Origin of the sequence: Streptomyces sp. NPDC001728 (assembly GCF_040297565.1) — a bacterium.
Lineage (GTDB): Bacteria > Actinomycetota > Actinomycetes > Streptomycetales > Streptomycetaceae > Streptomyces.
On the sequence record NZ_JBEOZK010000017.1, the window covers coordinates 66327 to 82072 of the forward strand.

Here is a 15746-nt window from a genome sequence, read left to right on the forward strand (position 1 = left end):
GGGCGACGGTCAGATGTCGACCACGCGGTAGCCGATGACGTAGACGCCCCCGGAGCCCTCCACGGAGCGCCACTGGGTCTCGGCGCCGACCTCGCTGCCGGTGACCAGGGTGGCGCCGAGCTTGTCGTCGCCGCTGGTCGTGTCGTAGTCCCAGAGGGTCAGGGTGCGGGCCTGCTCCTTGCCGAGGATGAGGGCCGCGTTGCCGTTGCCGTCGGCCATGGAGCGGACGTAACCGCTGCCCATGGTCTGGTACTTGAGGCCGTTTCCGGGCCAGACCTTGACGGGGTTGCCGTTGGCGTCGGTGATCTTGAGGTAGGCCTCGTCGTGGTCGCCCTCGCTGTTCTGCTGGCAGTGCAGCTCGACGAGTTCGATGCGGACGTAGTCGATCGGCTCGGCCTGGGCGGCGCCGGCGAAGGCGCCGATGCTCCCGAGCGTCAGCAGGGCGGAGACGGCCGTGCGGACGAGTCGGTTCTTGCTCATGTGGTCCCCCCACATTCGGGTCACGTACGTGACGGTGGTCCCGGCCCGCCTCCTGACGGCGGGACCGGTGTGCCGTTCCCCTCGGCACGACACCTACCGTGCCCCGCCTCCCCCGTACGGTTCTACGCGCGTTCCACTGGGCGGAACGGCGCCGCACGGCTGTGGTTTCAGAGCACCAGCGCGGCGGGCGGGAGCGCCCTGCGGGGTCCACTCCGCCCGAGCGTGCGGGTGATCGCGGCGCCCGCCTCGGCGACGGCGCGGGCCAGCCCGTCGAGCGGGCGGCCCGCCGGGACCAGACCGGCGAGCGCCGCGACCGTACGCCCGTCCGGGGTACGCACGGGGAGCGCGGCGCAGCACACACCGTCCATCACGTCCTCGCGGTCGAGGACGGCGCCGCCGCGCAGGGGACCCCGCAGGGCCTTCCCTGCGGCGGTGTCCAGCCGGAACGCGATCCCGTCCCGTACGGGAAGGAGCGGGTCGAGGTCTCCCGGGACCGAGCCGACCGTGATCGCCATATCCTCGCGCAGCACGGCGAGGACCACGCTCGCGCCGGTGGCGGCCCGGAGCCGCTGGAGCGGCAGCCGGGCGGCGGGGCGCAGGCCCGGGTGCGGTTCCCAGGACTGGCCGAGGCGGTAGAGCTGCGGGCCGACGCGGTAGCGGTTTCCCCTGCGTTCGACGGCGCCGAGCGTGACGAGCTGGTCGAGCAGCCGGTGGACGCTGCCCTTGGGCACCCCGCAGAGGAGCGCCAGTTCGGTCACTCCGGCCTCGTCGCCGTTGCGGCGCAGGGCTTCGAGCAGGGCGAACGCCCCTTCGAGGACGCCCCTTCCCCGCGTGGGGACGGCCGCGCCGTCAGTGGGCGCGACCCTCATGGGAACGGCCGCGCCGCCGATGTCCGTCCCGGCGAGTCCGTCTGACGTGCCGTCGCCTCCGCCTCCCGCACCGATGCCTCCGTCGCCCGTGCAGCCGGGCCCGGCTCTGTGCGGTTCACGTCCCGTGCCGGTGTCCATGAGTCCCCCTGACTCCGCACGCCCGGCCGCGGTCCCCCGATGGCACGCTCCGGGCACGCGTCCACCATGCCGCAGAGGGGACGATTCCGGCGACGGGCTCGCACCGCCCGTCGTGTCGCGGAAGTCCCCGGGGGGCGGCGCCCGTGGGGTTGTTCCGCGTCGCTTGAACTTCCAGGCGGCGACCTGCGGCATCACGTAGCGATAGCCGAAGCTGTACCAGACGTTGTCGTGGCGGCCGACCTTCGTCTTGTCCTGGACGTCGGCGGTGGTCTTCACGCCGTCGGTGTCGGTGCCCATCGCGTCATGGGTGGCGGGGTCGCCGTCCAGGTCCAGGTCCATGATGGTGCGCATGCCGGAGAAGCGCAGGCCGTTGCGGGTGTCGGCGACGTAGAGGTAGTTGCCGTACCAGACGATCCCGCCGGCGTGCCCGCCCCTCTGGATCGGGTTCTCGGACGCGTGCAGCCCGTCGAAGGAGATGTGGTCGGCGGAGTTCACAAAGGTCAAGCCCAGCAGGACGTGCCGGCACTTGATCTCGGGGCTGCCGGTGGCCGGGTTGATCCGGTTCTGTACGAAGGTGATCCGGACGCCCTCCTGGTCGCAGGCGTCGTCGGCCTCCAGCTCGCCCTCGGTGCAGTCGCCGGCGGTGGGGAGCGGATCGTTCTCCCGCCCCGGGTCGTAGCTGTCGTAGAAGGCGTACAGCCGGAGGTGCGGTTCGCCCCGTCCAGCAGGTTCTGCACCCCCGACTTGGGCAGGGCTCTGCGGTACGTCCGGCGGGAGGTCCTCCGCCCGGGCGGGCGCCGCGACGGCGGTGAAGGCGAGCGAGGCCGCGGCGGCCGTGAACCAAGCGCGGCGTATGCGCCTTGTGGGCATGGGGGTTGCCTCCGCCTGTTCGGCTGTCCGGTGGATCGAACGGCGGCTTCCAGAGCGCCTGCGCGAACGCAAACGTGTACCCACCAGCGGCAACAGCCTTCCATAGAAACGCAGTTGTGGACGACACGGGCATATCGCGACCGCTCGGGCGGCCCCGGCCGCCCGAGCGGTGAGGGGTGGGTGAAGGTGCCGTGGGGGCCGGTGCGGGGACCGGGGAGGATCCTTCGAATTCCGTCGCACACGGATCGCCGCGAAGGGCGCCCGCCCCGGCGCTCCGGCCCGGTCGGCGGTGCGCCCTCTAAAGTGTCGGAAATGAGAGACGCTCACCAGCCCGCCCCCCGGTTCCGTCGTCGCCGGACCCTCGGCCTGGGCGCCGGGGCCACCGCCGTGGCGGGGCTCGCGACCGCGTTCGCCGTCGCCGCCCCGCAGGCGGGGTCCGCGCCCCGCCCGGTGGTGGGCGCCACCACTCCGGCGAGTCCCTGGCTGCGCGCGCCCGGGGCGCCCCTGACGGTGATCGCCCACCGGGGCGCCCCCTCGGCGGCCCCCGAGAACACCCTGGTCTCCGACGAGGTGGCCCGGCGGGGCGGGGCCGTCTGGATCGAGAACGACGTCCAGCCCAGCAAGGACGGCGTGCCGTACATCCTTCACGACACGACCGTCGACCGGACGACCGACGGCACCGGCCCGGTCCGCTCGCTGACCGCCGCCCAGCTGGACGCCCTGGACGCCGGTTCCTGGTTCGCCCCAGCCTACGCCGGCGCCCGCGTCCCGACGCTCGCCGCGCAGCTGGCGGACCTCCGGGAGCGCGGCGGAAAGCTGCTCCTGGAGATCAAGGGCCGCCACAGCCACGCCGAGGTGGCCCGGATCGTCAGGGAGGTCCGTGAGCAGGACATGACCGGGCGGGTCTTCGTCCAGAGCTTCGACATCCCGTCCCTGCGGTCCGTCCACGAGCTGGCGCCGGAGCTGCCGCTCGGTCTGTTGCGCGGCACCCTCGACGCCGACCCGGTCGCGCTCGCCGGGGAGCTGGGCCTCTCCGCGTACAACGTCGCGGACGCCGCGCTGGCCACCCGGCCGGGCCTGGTCGGCGAGCTGCACGCGGCGGGTGTGGCCGTGAACGTCTGGACGGTCGACACCCCGGCCCGCTGGAAGGCCCTGGACGCGCTCGGGGTGGACGGGATCATCACCAACCGTCCGACGGAGCTAGGCGGTTGGTCGTCGGGCCGGGCGAGCCGGTCCGCTACGGGGTGACCTTCACCCCGTCGACGAAGGCCCGGACCATGACGGCGTGGGTATAGACGACGGTGCCGGGCTCGATGAGGCCGTCGTCGCTCGTCCCCTCGACCTGGACGGTCCGCTCCCCGAGGAAGGTGAGGGTCTTGCTGTCGAAGATCCACTCGGTGCGCTGTCCGCTGGCGGCGTCGAGCCGGGCGACGGCGACGCCCTTGCGGCCGACGGCGTCGGTGGCGCTGTCGACGGTGACGACGCCGGGGATCTTCGCGGCGGTCCGGTAGAGGGCGGCCGTGAGCCGCGGGGACGGCCAGCTCTCCACGAGCAGGTCCCCGATGGTGGTGAAGGCCTGCTGGTCCTTGTTGTCGCCCTGCCCCTCGGTCTCCTTGTAGATCTTGCGCAGCAGCGCGTCGGGGTCGGTGGGGAGGGCGGCCAGGTAGTCGTGCGAGGGCGCGCCGAGGTGCGGCTTCGGTACGTCGCCGTTCTCGTCGGGTCCTTCCAGGGTGATGCCCTCGGGGCCGGTGTTGCCGGGTTCGATCAGCCAGCCCTTGAGGCCGTCGGGCGACTTCCAGGACTGCCGGGTGTGCAGCGGCCGGCTGACGAGGCTGCTCTCGCCGTTCACGGTCCTCACATCGGTGGCGGCGATCCGCGACTCGATGTAGAGGTACTGGCCGGCCCGGCCGCCGGGGGCGTCCGTCCCGGCCGCGGCGAGCGAGATCCGGTCGAGGAGCCGGGGCGCGCCGTGGGCGTCGACGGTGCCGATACCGGTGGTCAGCACGGGTCCCGAGGCGCGGTCGTCGGGGGCCTGGACTCCGCCGGGGGTGAGGGCGAGGACGCCGACGGCGAGCGCGCCGGCGAGGACGGCCGCGGCCGGCAGGAGGATCGCCTTCCGCAGGAAGGGGTTGCGACGGGCGGGCGACGCGGCGGCGGCGAGGTAGTCGTCGTGGATCCGGTTCATCAGGCGCTCCTTGTGGAACTGGTGGCGGCCCGGAGGGAGTTCGTGCTCCTCGATCGCCGGGAGGTCTCCGGTCTCGTACCGGTTCGCCGTACGGGGCTGGTTCGGGTCGGGGTTCATCGGATTCCTTCCTGCGCGGGCCGGACCGCGTTCACGCGATCACCTGTTGTCTGTCGGGGGCGGGCTGCGGGTTCCCGTCTTCCCGCGTCGAGTCCTTCCCGTCGTTCCCGGTCGAGTTCCTCCTCGGCACCGGTACGGAGCTTGGCGCGGGCGCGGGAGAGCCGGGAGCGGACGGTGCCGACGGGCAGGCCGAGGGCTTCGGCGGCCTCGGCGTAGGCGAGGCCTTCCCAGAGGCAGAGCACGAGGACTTCGCGTTCGGTGCGCCGCAGGGTGCCGAGCGCGCGGAGGGTGGCGGCGATCCGGCGGCGGTCGTCGAGGCGTCCCGCGATCTCGGAGGCGTGGTCGGGCACCGAGGCCTCGGACGGTCCTGCCGCGGCGTAGGCGACGGCGGCGGCCCGGTACCGGCGGTTGCCGCGGCAGTGGTTGCGGGCGACGTTGGTGGCGACGCCGAGCAGCCACGGCCGGAGCGAGCCCCCTTCGGGGTCCACCTTCCCCCGCAGCCGCCATGCTTCGAGGAAGGTCGCCGCCATCACGTCCTCGGCGACGGACCAGTCCCCGGTCAGCCGGAAGGCGTGGTTGTAGACGCTCCGGGCGAAGGAGTCGAAGAGTTCGGCGTAGGCCGAGGGGTCTCCGTCCCGGACGCGGGCGCGCAGGTCGTTGTTCACGTCTCTCGTCTGTCCGGCCCCCGGGAGGGGTTCCCGTGACCCGGGTCACACCGGGCGTCGAGCTCCGCCAGGAGTTCGGGGTTGACCACCCGCAGGATGGTCGCGACGTGGCGGGGGTCGGCCGCCGCCCACAGCAGGTCCCTGGCCGTGCGGTACTTGGCGGCGAGCCGCTCGCGTCGGGCCGGGTCGAGGGCGGCGGCCCGGTCGGAGCGGCTGTTGTGCGCGTTGTCGGCGATCTTCAGGAGGGTGGCCTCGGGGTCCTGCGTGATGCGGCGGATCTTCTCCTCGTACGGAGTGCCGGGCCGGTTGGTGACGGCTTCGACGAGGGCGACGACCCGCTCGGGGACGCCGTCGGCACGGAGCCGCTCCGCGGTCCACGAGGTGTCCTCGATGACGTCGTGGAGCAGCCCGGCCATGGCCAGGTGCGGGCCGAGCGGCGCCAGGCCGGCGGCGACCGCGCGGACGTGTTCGACGTACGGGACACCGGCCTTGTCGGTCTGTCCGGCGTGCGCCAGGCCGGCGAGCGCGTCCACCTCGGCGAGAGTCTTCATCGCCCCATCATCCCGGGGCGCGGTCGCGCGGCCCGGGCGGGGCGGTGCGACCCTCGCCGAGGTGGACGCGCTCGCCCCTCCCCCGGACGGCGCAACAGACTCTTCACTTACGGCGGGAATGCCCTTCCCGGACGGGCCGGTTGGCGCTTTCACGACTCTCGGAGTAACGCTCGGCTCGACCGCCGTCCAGCGCACGATCGACAGCACCGTGGAACTCGCGCGAGAAGCGCGCGATGCCGGTCTACACTCGGCCTGGTTCGGCCAGGCCTTCGCGTACGACTCGCCCTCGCTCGCCGCGATCGTCGGCCGGGAGGTGCCGGGCCTCCACGTCGGGACGTCCGCGATCCCGGTCTTCGGCCGCCATCCGCTGCTGGTCTCCAGCCAGGCGCAGACCGCCCAGGCGGCGACCGGTGGCCGCTACCACCTGGGGCTCGCCCTCGGCACCAGGCATCTCACGGAGACCGGTTTCGGCATCCCGTACGAGCGGCCCATCGGCCTGCTCGGGAGTTCCTGACGGCGCTGCGCCCGCTGCTCGAAACGGGCAGCGCCGATTTCCACGGGGAACTGCTGACGGCGACGACGCCCTACTCGGCGGCGGTGCCGGGCGCTCGGCCGACGGTGCCGGTGCTCGCCGCGGCGATGGGTCCGCAGGCCCTTCGGGTCTCGGGTGAACTGGCGGACGGGATCCTGCCGTTCCTGGCGGGGCCGCGTGCGCTGGCCGAGCACATCGTGCCGGTCGTGACGGCCGCCGCGACGGCGGCGGGCCGTCCCGCGCCCCGGATCGTGGCGCTCGTCCCGGGTGTGGTCACGGCCGACCCCGTGGCCGTACGGGAGTCGGCGGCCGAGGCGCTGGCACTGTACGAGTCGATTCCCTCGTACCGGCGGGTCCTGGAACTGTCCGGCGGGTCGCGGGCGGCGGACCTCGCCGTGATCGGTGACGAGGAGACCGTCGCCGCCGAGGTGTGGCGCTACCGCGAGGCGGGGGCGACGGAGGTGGTCTTCACCGCGACGGAGCTGAGTGGCGAGGACGACCGCCGCCGCACCTGGAGGCTGCTGGGCGAACTGTCACGCGGCTGAACGGCGGCCCGCCGCCCCGGTGAGGGGCGGCGGGCCGGTCGTCCGGGTGAGGGGCGGCGGGCCGGTCGTCCGGGTGAGGGGCGGGGATCAGGTCCCGGCCCCGGGCGCCGCGGCCCGCTCCGGCTCTCCCACGCCCTCCGTGTCCAGGTGCGGCAGGATCCGGTCCAGCCAGCGGGGGGTCCACCAGGCGTGTGTGCCGAGGAGCGTCATCACCGCGGGTACGAGGAGCAGTCGCACCACGGTGGCGTCGATGAGGACACTGGCCGCGAGGCCGAGGCCGAGCATCTTCACCACGATATTGTCCGAGACGATGAACGCGGCGAAGACGCTCACCATGATCAGCGCGGCGCAGGTGATCACCCGGGCGGTGATCTCCAGGGCGTGGGCCACGGAGGCCTTCGGATCGCCGGTGCGCAGCCAGGCCTCGCGGACCCGGGACAGCAGGAAGATCTCGTAGTCCATGCTCAGTCCGAAGACGATCGCGAACATCATCATCGGTACGTAGCTCTCGATGGGCACCTTGCCGGAGACGCCGAGCGCGGGACCGCCCCAGCCCCACTGGAAGACGGCCACGACCACACCGTACGAGGCGGCGATGGACAGCACGTTGAGCACGGCCGCCTTCACCGCGACCAGCAGGCCGCGGAAGACCGTGAGGATGACGAGGAAGGCGAGTCCCACGACCACGGCGATGATCAGCGGGAGGCGGCTGGAGACGATGTCGAGGAAGTCGACCTGGGCCGCCGTGGTGCCGGTGACGTAGGTCTGCGCGTCGGTGCCGACGACCGCCTGCGGCAGCACGTCGTCGACGAGGTGGTCGGTCAGCTGGGTGGTCCGCTCGTCCTGCGGGGAGGCCACCGAGTAGGCGGTGCCGACCAGCACGTCCCCGTCGGAGGTGGTCTGGAGCGGGGTGATGGAGGCCGCGTCGGGGACCCCGGTCAGCGCCTGCTTGAGCTTGTCCGCGAGGTCCGCCCGGTCGGCGGCCGGGACGGCCGACTGGTCCACGACGACGGTCAGCGGCCCGTTCGCGCCGGGTCCGAAGGCGGTGGAGATCAGGTCGTAGGCCCGCCGGTCCGTGAACGACTCGGGGTCCGCGCCGTCCCCGATGTGGCCGAGTTGGATGAAGAGCAGCGGGATCGCCAGGATCACCAGTGCCACGACACCGCCGGTGAGGAACCACCAGGGGCGCTTCTCCACCCGCTGCGCGTACCGGTGCCAGGTGCCGTGCGCCACCGCGCCGGGCGTCTCGTCGGCCTCCGCCACCGGCTTGCGCACGTGGTAGCGGTCGATCCGGCGGCCGACCAGTCCCAGCATCGCGGGGACCAGGGTGAGCGCGGCGAAGACGGCGGTGATGACGGTGAAGGCCGCCGCCAGGCCCAGTTTCCCGATGAAGGTGACACCGGAGACCCACAGGCCGGACAGGGCGATGATGACGGTGCAGCCGGAGACCAGCACGGCTCGGCCGCTGGTGGTGGTCGAGAGGGCGGCGGCTTCGGCGGGGGCGTGCCCGTTCATCAGGTTCTGTCGGTGCCGGGTGATGAGGAAGAGCGCGTAGTCGATGCCGACGCCGAGGCCGATCATGGTGGCCAGGGTGGGCGAGACGGTGCCGAAGGTGAAGGCGGCGGCCGTCAGGCCGAGGAGGGCGAGGCCGCAGACCGCCCCGAGGAGCGCCGTGACCAGAGGCAGGACGGCGGCGATGGCGCTGCCGAAGCCGATGAGGAGGACGAGGATCGCGACGGCGAAACCGATCGCCTCGCTGGTGCGGTCGTCGGGCTGCGGCCGGGCGAGTTCGCCGAGCGGGCCGCCGTACTCGACGGTGACCCCGGCGTCACGGAGCGGCTTCACGGCGGCGTCGACGCCGGACAGGTAGCCGGTGCCGAGGGTGGAGGGCGGCACGCTGAAGCGGACGGTGATGTAGGCGGTCTTGCCGTCGGTGGAGAGCGGGCCCGTGTTGGGGACCCCGGCGGGCAGTGCGGGCGGGGTGGTGCCGGGGGGCGGCAGGGGGTTCTGCGCGCTGAGGACGTCGGGCAGTTTCTGCAGGGCGGCGACGGTCGAGTTGACGGCGGAGGCCTCGTCGGTGAGCGGCCCGGAGGGCCGGTTCAGGACGATCTGGGCACCGTAGCCCCCGGCTGCGGGGTCGTGCGTCTTGAGGACGTCCAGGCCTTCGGCGGACTGGACCCCGGGGAGGGCGAAGTCGTCGGAGAACTGGCCGCCCACGGCGCGGTCGGTGATCTGGAGGCCGACGACGGCGGCCACCCAGAGGGAGATGACGATGAGGAAGTGGCGGGCGCACCAGTGCCCCAGTCGGTAGAGCACACCTTTGGGCGGTGATCCTCGGCCCTCGGCCGGGCTTCCAGCGTTCATGGCGTGGCCGTGTCCGGTTGGGAGGTCCCCGAGCGATCCCGGCGCCGGCTGCTCGCGCCTACTCGGTCCATTGTTCGCCTGGCGGGGCACTCCGGCATCCCGGCCGGTACGGAGGGCCGTTCGGTCAGGCCGGCAGCCGGTTGGGGTGGGAGGAGCGGCGGGCGGCGGCGAGGAGGGCGTGGATGCGGGGTCCGGCCTGGTCCCTGTCGGTGACGGGGGTGGGGAAGGGCAGCCGGACGTCCTGGTGGCCGGTGGGGCGTTCGAGGCGCAGGGTGATGCCGTAGCGGTCGAGGGCGACGGGGAGGGCGCGGACCGTGTCGCTTCCGGGGCGCGGACGGACGAGCCGCGTCAGGAGGGGGACGAGTGCGCCGTGGCGGTCGACGAGGTGGGTGAGGAGGCCTGCCTCGAAGGCGGCGAGCGGGTCGGGCTCGGCGGTCCGGAGTTCCTCCAGGGTGATGAAGGTCCGCCCTTCGGCGTCCTCGACGAGGGCCTGGCCGAACTCCACGCAGATGCCCGTGGCGCCTTCGGAGGTGGAGGGCGCGGCGAGGAGCCCGGTGAGGGCGACGCGCGCCCGCAGTCGGTCGCGTACGGGGGTGGGGGCGATGTCCGTGAACTCCAGGCGCACGGGAATCCGCGCGAGCGCTCCGGTGTGGCTCTGCTCGGAGGGGTCGTGCAGGTGGATGTGGCCCATCGGTCCGGTGCCGTCGAGCAGGTGGACCCCCTGGTGCAGTCCGTCGGACACGACCGTCATCGAGTGGGCGGCGGCGAGGATCGACCGTGCGCGTTCGGCGGGGGTGGGCCGCGGGGTGCGGGGGGTGAAGGGGCGCATCCGAGTTCTCCCGGGACAGGTGACGGAGACCTTTACTTAGGTAAGCCTAAGCTAACTCAATCCGCCGAGGGACGGAAGGGCCACGCCGACCCGAACCGCCGTCCGACCACGCCTCCCTCACACGGGGTCAGGGCGCGTCGCCCGACCAGTCGTAGCGGCCCGGATCCCCGGGGCGCGGGTCGTACAGCGAACGCCCGTCCGCCCCGAAACGGCCCAGCTCCGTCTCCAGCGCCGCACCTTCGGCCCGCTCCTCCTGCGTCCGGTCCGTGACGTCCAGGAGGAGTCCGTCCAGCGGCCCCCCGGTCAGCTCGACGTAGACCCGGCCCGGTCTCGGCCCCCGGTGAGGGTCGTCGTGGTCCTGGCCGTAGACCCGGCCCCTCAGCAGCTCCTCGTCCCTGTCCATGCGACCCAGCGTCCCAGCCGCCACTGACAACGCCCCTCACCGCGCCCACCACACGGATCGCCCCAGGTCCAAGAGAAGAAGGTCACAGTCGTCCGCCTGCTGTGCCTTAAGCGATCTCCCCTAGCATCCGAGCATGACGGTCCTGCCTGACGACGGGCTCTCCCTGGCGTCCGAATTCCCTGACGCGCCACACGAACAGTGGCAACACCTCGTGGCGGGTGTCCTGCGCAAGTCCGGCAAGGACGTCTCCGGCGACGCCGCCGAGGACGCCCTGTCCACGCTCCTGGAGGACGGCCTCGACGTCCGCCCGCTGTACACCGCGCGCGAGGCCGCCCCCGACGCCGGCCTCCCCGGCTTCGCCCCCTTCGTCCGGGGCGCACGCCCCGAGGGGAACACCGCCGGCGGCTGGGACGTACGCCAACACCATCTCGCGGCCGACAACGAGGCCGTCCTCACCGACCTCGAGAACGGCGTCACCTCGCTCTGGCTGGGCGTCGGCGGCACCGGCGTCCCGGTCTCCTCCCTCGACCAGGTCCTCGACGGCGTCTACCTCGACCTGGCCCCCGTCGCCCTCGACGCGGGCGAGGAGACGGCGGCGGCGGCCGAGCGGCTGTTCCGGCTGTACGAGGAGCGCGGCGTCGGCGACGACGCGGCCCGGGGCACCCTGGGCGCCGACCCGCTCGGCCACCTGGCCCGCACCGGACGCCTCTCCTACGACCTGGCGTCCGTCGCCGGTCTCGCGCGCCGCTGCGCCGACCGGCACCCGGGGCTGCGGGCCCTCACCGTCGACACCCTGCCGTACCACGAGGCCGGCGGATCGGCCGCGCAGGAGCTGGGCAGTTCGCTCGCGACCGGTGTGGCGTATCTGCGCGGTCTGACCGGAGCCGGGCTGAGCGTCGCCGAGGCCTGCGGGCAGCTGGAGTTCCGGTACGCGGCGACCGCCGACCAGTTCCTGACCATCGCCAAGCTCCGCGCGGCACGCCGGCTCTGGGCCAGGGTCACCGAGGCCTGCGGCGCCCCGGAGGCGGGCGCCCAGCGCCAGCACGCGGTGACCTCGCCGGTCATGATGACCCGCCGCGACCCGTGGGTGAACATGCTCCGCACCACGGTGGCCACGCTCGCCGCCGGGGTCGGCGGCGCCGACAGCGTCACCGTGCTGCCCTTCGACGAGGCGCTCGGTCTGCCGGACGCCTTCGCGCGCCGGATCGCCCGCAACACCTCCACCGTCCTCATCGAGGAGTCGCACCTGTCCCGGGTCATCGACCCGGCGGGCGGCTCCTGGTACGTGGAGCGGCTGACCGACGAACTCGCCCACGCCGCCTGGGAGTTCTTCCAGGAGATCGAGCGGGCGGGCGGCCAGGAGGCCGCGCTGCGCGCCGGGACGATCGGTGAGCGGCTGGCCGCGACGTGGGCGGCGCGGAGTGCGAAGCTCGCCACCCGCCGCGAACCGATCACGGGCGTCAGCGAGTTCCCGGACCTCACGGAGAAGCCCGTCCGCCGGGCGCCCGCGCCCGTGCGGCCGGCCGGCGGTCTTCCCCGGGTCCGGCGCGACGAGGCGTTCGAGGCGCTGCGCGCCCGCTCGGACGCGCACCTGGCGGCGACCGGGGCCCGGCCCCGGATCCACCTCGCCGCGCTCGGCCCGGCCGCGGCGCACTCGGCCCGGCTCGCCTTCGCCACGAACCTCTTCCAGGCGGGCGGCATCGAGGCCGTCACCGAGGGCACGTTCGAGGAGAGCGGCGCCCGCGAGGCCTGCCTCTGCTCCAGCGACGCACTGTACGAGGAGCAGGCCGCGACCGCCGCCGCCGAGCTGCGCGCGGCGGGCGCCGAGCACGTCCTCCTCGCCGGCCGCCCGGGGGCGTACCCCGGTGTGGACACCTACCTCTTCGCGGGCTGTGACGCCGTCGCCCTGCTCTCCACCGCCCTCGACCGCATGGGAGTGTCCTGATGTCCATCCCCGACTTCACCGGGATCGAGCTCGGGACGCCGACCGCCGACGGCGGCCCCGGCGCCGACGCCTGGCGTGCGGCCGTCGAGAAGGCCGCGGGCGGTGACGACCTGCTGTGGGAGACCCCGGAGGGCATCGGCGTCAAGCCGCTGTACACCGGGGAGGACCTGGAGGGCCTGGACTTCCTGGGCACGTTCCCGGGCATCGCCCCGTACCTGCGGGGCCCGTACCCGACGATGTACGTCAACCAGCCCTGGACGATCCGGCAGTACGCGGGCTTCTCCACGGCCGAGGAGTCGAACGCCTTCTACCGGCGCAACCTCGCCGCCGGGCAGAAGGGACTCTCGGTCGCCTTCGACCTGCCGACCCACCGCGGCTACGACAGCGACCACCCGCGCGTCACCGGGGACGTCGGCATGGCGGGCGTCGCCATCGACTCCATCTACGACATGCGGCAGTTGTTCGACGGCATCCCGCTGGACCGGATGACGGTGTCGATGACGATGAACGGCGCCGTGCTGCCCGTCCTCGCGCTGTACATCGTGGCGGCCGAGGAGCAGGGCGTACCGCCCGAGAAGCTGGCCGGGACCATCCAGAACGACATCCTCAAGGAGTTCATGGTCCGCAACACGTACATCTATCCGCCGGGGCCCTCGATGCGGATCATCTCCGACATCTTCGCCTACACCTCGCAGCGGATGCCGCGATACAACTCCATCTCCATCTCCGGCTACCACATCCAGGAGGCGGGGGCGACGGCCGACCTGGAGCTGGCGTACACGCTCGCCGACGGTGTGGAGTACCTCCGCGCGGGGCGTGAGGCCGGTCTCGACGTCGACGCGTTCGCGCCGCGCCTGTCGTTCTTCTGGGCGATCGGCATGAACTTCTTCATGGAGATCGCGAAGCTGCGCGCGGCCCGGCTCCTCTGGGCCAAGCTGGTCGAGCAGTTCGACCCGCAGAACCCCAAGTCCCTCTCCCTGCGGACCCATTCGCAGACCTCCGGCTGGTCGCTGACCGCGCAGGACGTCTTCAACAACGTCACCCGCACCTGTGTCGAGGCGATGGCCGCCACCCAGGGCCACACCCAGTCCCTGCACACCAACGCCCTCGACGAGGCGCTGGCCCTGCCGACCGACTTCTCCGCCCGGATCGCCCGCAACACCCAGCTGCTCATCCAGCAGGAGTCGGGCACCTGCCGGACCATCGACCCGTGGGGCGGCAGCGCGTACGTCGAGAAGCTCACCCACGACCTCGCCCGGCGCGCCTGGAAGCACATCCAGGAGGTCGAGGAGGCCGGCGGCATGGCCAAGGCCATCGACGCGGGCATCCCCAAGCTGCGCGTGGAGGAGGCCGCGGCCCGCACCCAGGCCCGGATCGACTCCGGACGGCAGCCGGTGATCGGCGTCAACAAGTACCGGGTGGCGACCGACGAGCAGATCGACGTCCTCAAGGTCGACAACTCCTCGGTGCGCGCCCAGCAGATCGCCAAGCTGAAGCGGCTGCGCGAGGAGCGCGACGAGCGAGCCTGTCAGGACGCGCTGGCCGCGCTCACCCGTGCCGCCGCCGGCGAGGGCAACCTGCTCGAACTCGCGGTGGACGCGGCGCGCGCGATGGCGACCGTCGGCGAGATCTCCGACGCCCTGGAGAAGGTCTACGGACGGCACGCAGGCCAGATCCGTACGATCTCCGGGGTGTACCGCAACGAAGCCGGCGAGTCCCCCGCCGTGGACCGCACCCGGACCCTGGTCGACGCCTTCGCGGAGGCCGAGGGGCGCAGGCCGCGCATCCTGGTCGCCAAGATGGGCCAGGACGGCCACGACCGCGGCCAGAAGGTGATCGCCACCGCCTTCGCCGACCTGGGCTTCGACGTCGACGTCGGCCCCCTGTTCCAGACCCCGGCCGAGGTGGCCCGCCAGGCCGTCGAGGCGGACGTGCACATCGTCGGGGTCTCCTCGCTCGCCGCCGGCCACCTCACGCTCGTACCGGCGCTGCGGGAGGAACTCGCGGCGGAGGGCCGTGAGGACATCATGATCGTGGTCGGCGGGGTGATCCCCCCGCAGGACGTGGCGACGCTCCTGGAGATGGGCGCGGCGGCCGTCTTCCCGCCGGGGACGGTGATCCCCGACGCGGCCCACGACCTGGTGACGCGGCTGGCGGCCGACCTCGGGCACGAGCGGTGATCGGTCTCGACACGTATGTCCGGGGCGTACGGGAGGGGAAGCGGGCGCTCGTCGCCCGCGCGATCACCCTCGTCGAGTCGACCCGCCCCCAGCACCGGGCACTCGCCCAGGAACTCCTGACGGAACTCCTCCCGCACAGCGGCGACGCCGTGCGGATCGGGATCAGCGGAGTGCCCGGTGTCGGCAAGTCGACGTTCATCGACGCGTTCGGCACGATGCTGACCGGGCTCGGCCACCGGGTCGCGGTGCTCGCCGTCGACCCCTCGTCGAGCCGCACCGGCGGCTCCATCCTGGGCGACAAGACCCGGATGGAGCGGCTCGCGGTCGACCCGGCGGCCTTCGTCCGCCCCTCCCCGACCGCAGGGACGCTCGGCGGGGTCGCGAAGGCGACCCGCGAGTCGATCGTCGTGATGGAGGCCGCCGGCTACGACGTCGTCCTCGTCGAGACCGTGGGCGTCGGCCAGTCCGAGACCGCCGTCGCCGACATGGTCGACTCCTTCCTGCTGCTCACCCTGGCCCGCACCGGCGACCAGCTCCAGGGCATCAAGAAGGGCGTCCTGGAGCTCGCCGACGTGGTCGCCGTCAACAAGGCCGACGGTCCCCACGAGCGCGACGCCCGCGCCGCCGCCCGCGAACTCGCGGGCGCACTGCGGCTGATGCACGGCGCCGACGCCTTCTGGACCCCACCGGTGCTGAGTTGCAGCGCCCGTGAGTCCGCCGGCCTCGACGAGGTCTGGGACCGGCTCGAGCGGCACCGCGCCCTGCTCGAATCGACCGGCCGCCTCACGGCCAAGCGCCAGGACCAGCAGGTCGACTGGACCTGGACGATGGTCCGCGAAGAACTCCTCCGCCGCCTCCACACGGACCCCGCGGTCCGGAGCCTCGCGCCCGATCTGGAGCGGCGGGTCCGCGCCGGCGCGCTGACGGCGACGACGGCCGCCGAGCGCATCCTCGACGCCTTCGGCGACCGGCGCGACTGACAGGCCCCTCCTGGCCCGCACCCCGCACACCCACTTTTTTGTGGGTACTTGCCGGGGTGCGGCGCCCCGGGCGAAGCTGGAAGCGGCCCGGGA

12 protein-coding genes and 1 pseudogene are annotated in these 15746 nt (G+C 73.1%); 5 read left to right on the forward strand and 8 right to left on the reverse strand.

Annotated features, from left to right (window positions below):
• Window positions 1-9: 9 nt before the first annotated feature.
• Complete coding sequence (locus tag ABT154_RS23950; protein ID WP_351858861.1) at window positions 10-480, reverse strand: hypothetical protein; 471 nt, start codon at window positions 478-480, stop codon at window positions 10-12.
• Window positions 481-647: 167 nt separating this feature from the next.
• Complete coding sequence (locus tag ABT154_RS23955; protein ID WP_351858863.1) at window positions 648-2357, reverse strand: helix-turn-helix domain-containing protein; 1710 nt, start codon at window positions 2355-2357, stop codon at window positions 648-650.
• A gap of 312 nt (window positions 2358-2669) precedes the next feature.
• On the opposite strand from ABT154_RS23955, the gene ABT154_RS23960 reads away from it, so the two are divergent.
• On the forward strand, window positions 2670-3605 hold the full coding sequence (locus tag ABT154_RS23960) for a glycerophosphodiester phosphodiesterase (protein ID WP_351858865.1): 936 nt from the start codon (window positions 2670-2672) through the stop codon (window positions 3603-3605).
• Here ABT154_RS23960 and ABT154_RS23965 read toward each other — a convergent pair.
• The 3 genes from ABT154_RS23965 to ABT154_RS23975 are packed head-to-tail and all read right to left on the reverse strand — an operon-like array spanning window position 3595 to window position 5875.
• Window positions 3595-4659: a CU044_5270 family protein gene (locus ABT154_RS23965; protein WP_351858867.1), complete on the reverse strand. Its 1065-nt coding sequence runs from the start codon at window positions 4657-4659 to the stop codon at window positions 3595-3597. The two genes, ABT154_RS23960 and ABT154_RS23965, sit on opposite strands and share 11 nt — an antisense overlap.
• Window positions 4656-5324, reverse strand: a complete 669-nt coding sequence (locus ABT154_RS23970; protein WP_351858869.1) for an RNA polymerase sigma factor — start codon at window positions 5322-5324, stop codon at window positions 4656-4658. The genes ABT154_RS23965 and ABT154_RS23970 overlap by 4 nt, the downstream gene beginning before the upstream one ends.
• Entirely contained in the window at window positions 5321-5875 is a 555-nt protein-coding gene (locus ABT154_RS23975) for an HD domain-containing protein (RefSeq protein ID WP_351858871.1), read from the reverse strand. The genes ABT154_RS23970 and ABT154_RS23975 overlap by 4 nt, the downstream gene beginning before the upstream one ends.
• 118 nt (window positions 5876-5993) lie before the next feature.
• On the opposite strand from ABT154_RS23975, the pseudogene ABT154_RS23980 reads away from it, so the two are divergent.
• Window positions 5994-6952: pseudogene (locus ABT154_RS23980) on the forward strand (TIGR03564 family F420-dependent LLM class oxidoreductase).
• A gap of 87 nt (window positions 6953-7039) precedes the next feature.
• Here the strand turns inward: ABT154_RS23980 and ABT154_RS23985 are convergent.
• The 3 genes from ABT154_RS23985 to ABT154_RS23995 all read right to left on the reverse strand — a co-directional run bounded on the left by ABT154_RS23985 (window position 7040) and on the right by ABT154_RS23995 (window position 10548).
• The gene (locus ABT154_RS23985) at window positions 7040-9316 is read right to left on the reverse strand and encodes an MMPL family transporter (protein WP_351858873.1); all 2277 of its coding nucleotides are present in this window, start codon (window positions 9314-9316) and stop codon (window positions 7040-7042) included.
• A gap of 124 nt (window positions 9317-9440) precedes the next feature.
• Window positions 9441-10145 carry a DUF2470 domain-containing protein gene (locus ABT154_RS23990; protein ID WP_351858875.1) on the reverse strand — a complete coding sequence of 235 codons (705 nt, stop codon included), beginning with the start codon at window positions 10143-10145 and terminating at the stop codon, window positions 9441-9443.
• A 127-nt stretch (window positions 10146-10272) separates the two neighbouring features.
• The gene (locus tag ABT154_RS23995; RefSeq protein WP_351858877.1) at window positions 10273-10548 is read right to left on the reverse strand and encodes a hypothetical protein; all 276 of its coding nucleotides are present in this window, start codon (window positions 10546-10548) and stop codon (window positions 10273-10275) included.
• A gap of 133 nt (window positions 10549-10681) precedes the next feature.
• Between ABT154_RS23995 and ABT154_RS24000 the strand changes: the two genes are divergently transcribed.
• The 3 genes from ABT154_RS24000 to meaB are packed head-to-tail and all read left to right on the forward strand — an operon-like array spanning window position 10682 to window position 15653.
• A complete protein-coding gene (locus tag ABT154_RS24000) occupies window positions 10682-12493 on the forward strand; it encodes a methylmalonyl-CoA mutase family protein (RefSeq protein ID WP_351858878.1) in 1812 nt (603 codons plus the stop codon).
• On the forward strand, window positions 12493-14673 hold the full coding sequence (gene scpA / locus ABT154_RS24005; RefSeq protein ID WP_351858880.1) for a methylmalonyl-CoA mutase: 2181 nt from the start codon (window positions 12493-12495) through the stop codon (window positions 14671-14673). Before ABT154_RS24000 ends, scpA begins: the two co-directional genes overlap by 1 nt.
• Window positions 14670-15653: a methylmalonyl Co-A mutase-associated GTPase MeaB gene (gene meaB / locus ABT154_RS24010; RefSeq protein ID WP_351858882.1), complete on the forward strand. Its 984-nt coding sequence runs from the start codon at window positions 14670-14672 to the stop codon at window positions 15651-15653. Before scpA ends, meaB begins: the two co-directional genes overlap by 4 nt.
• Window positions 15654-15746: the final 93 nt, after the last annotated feature.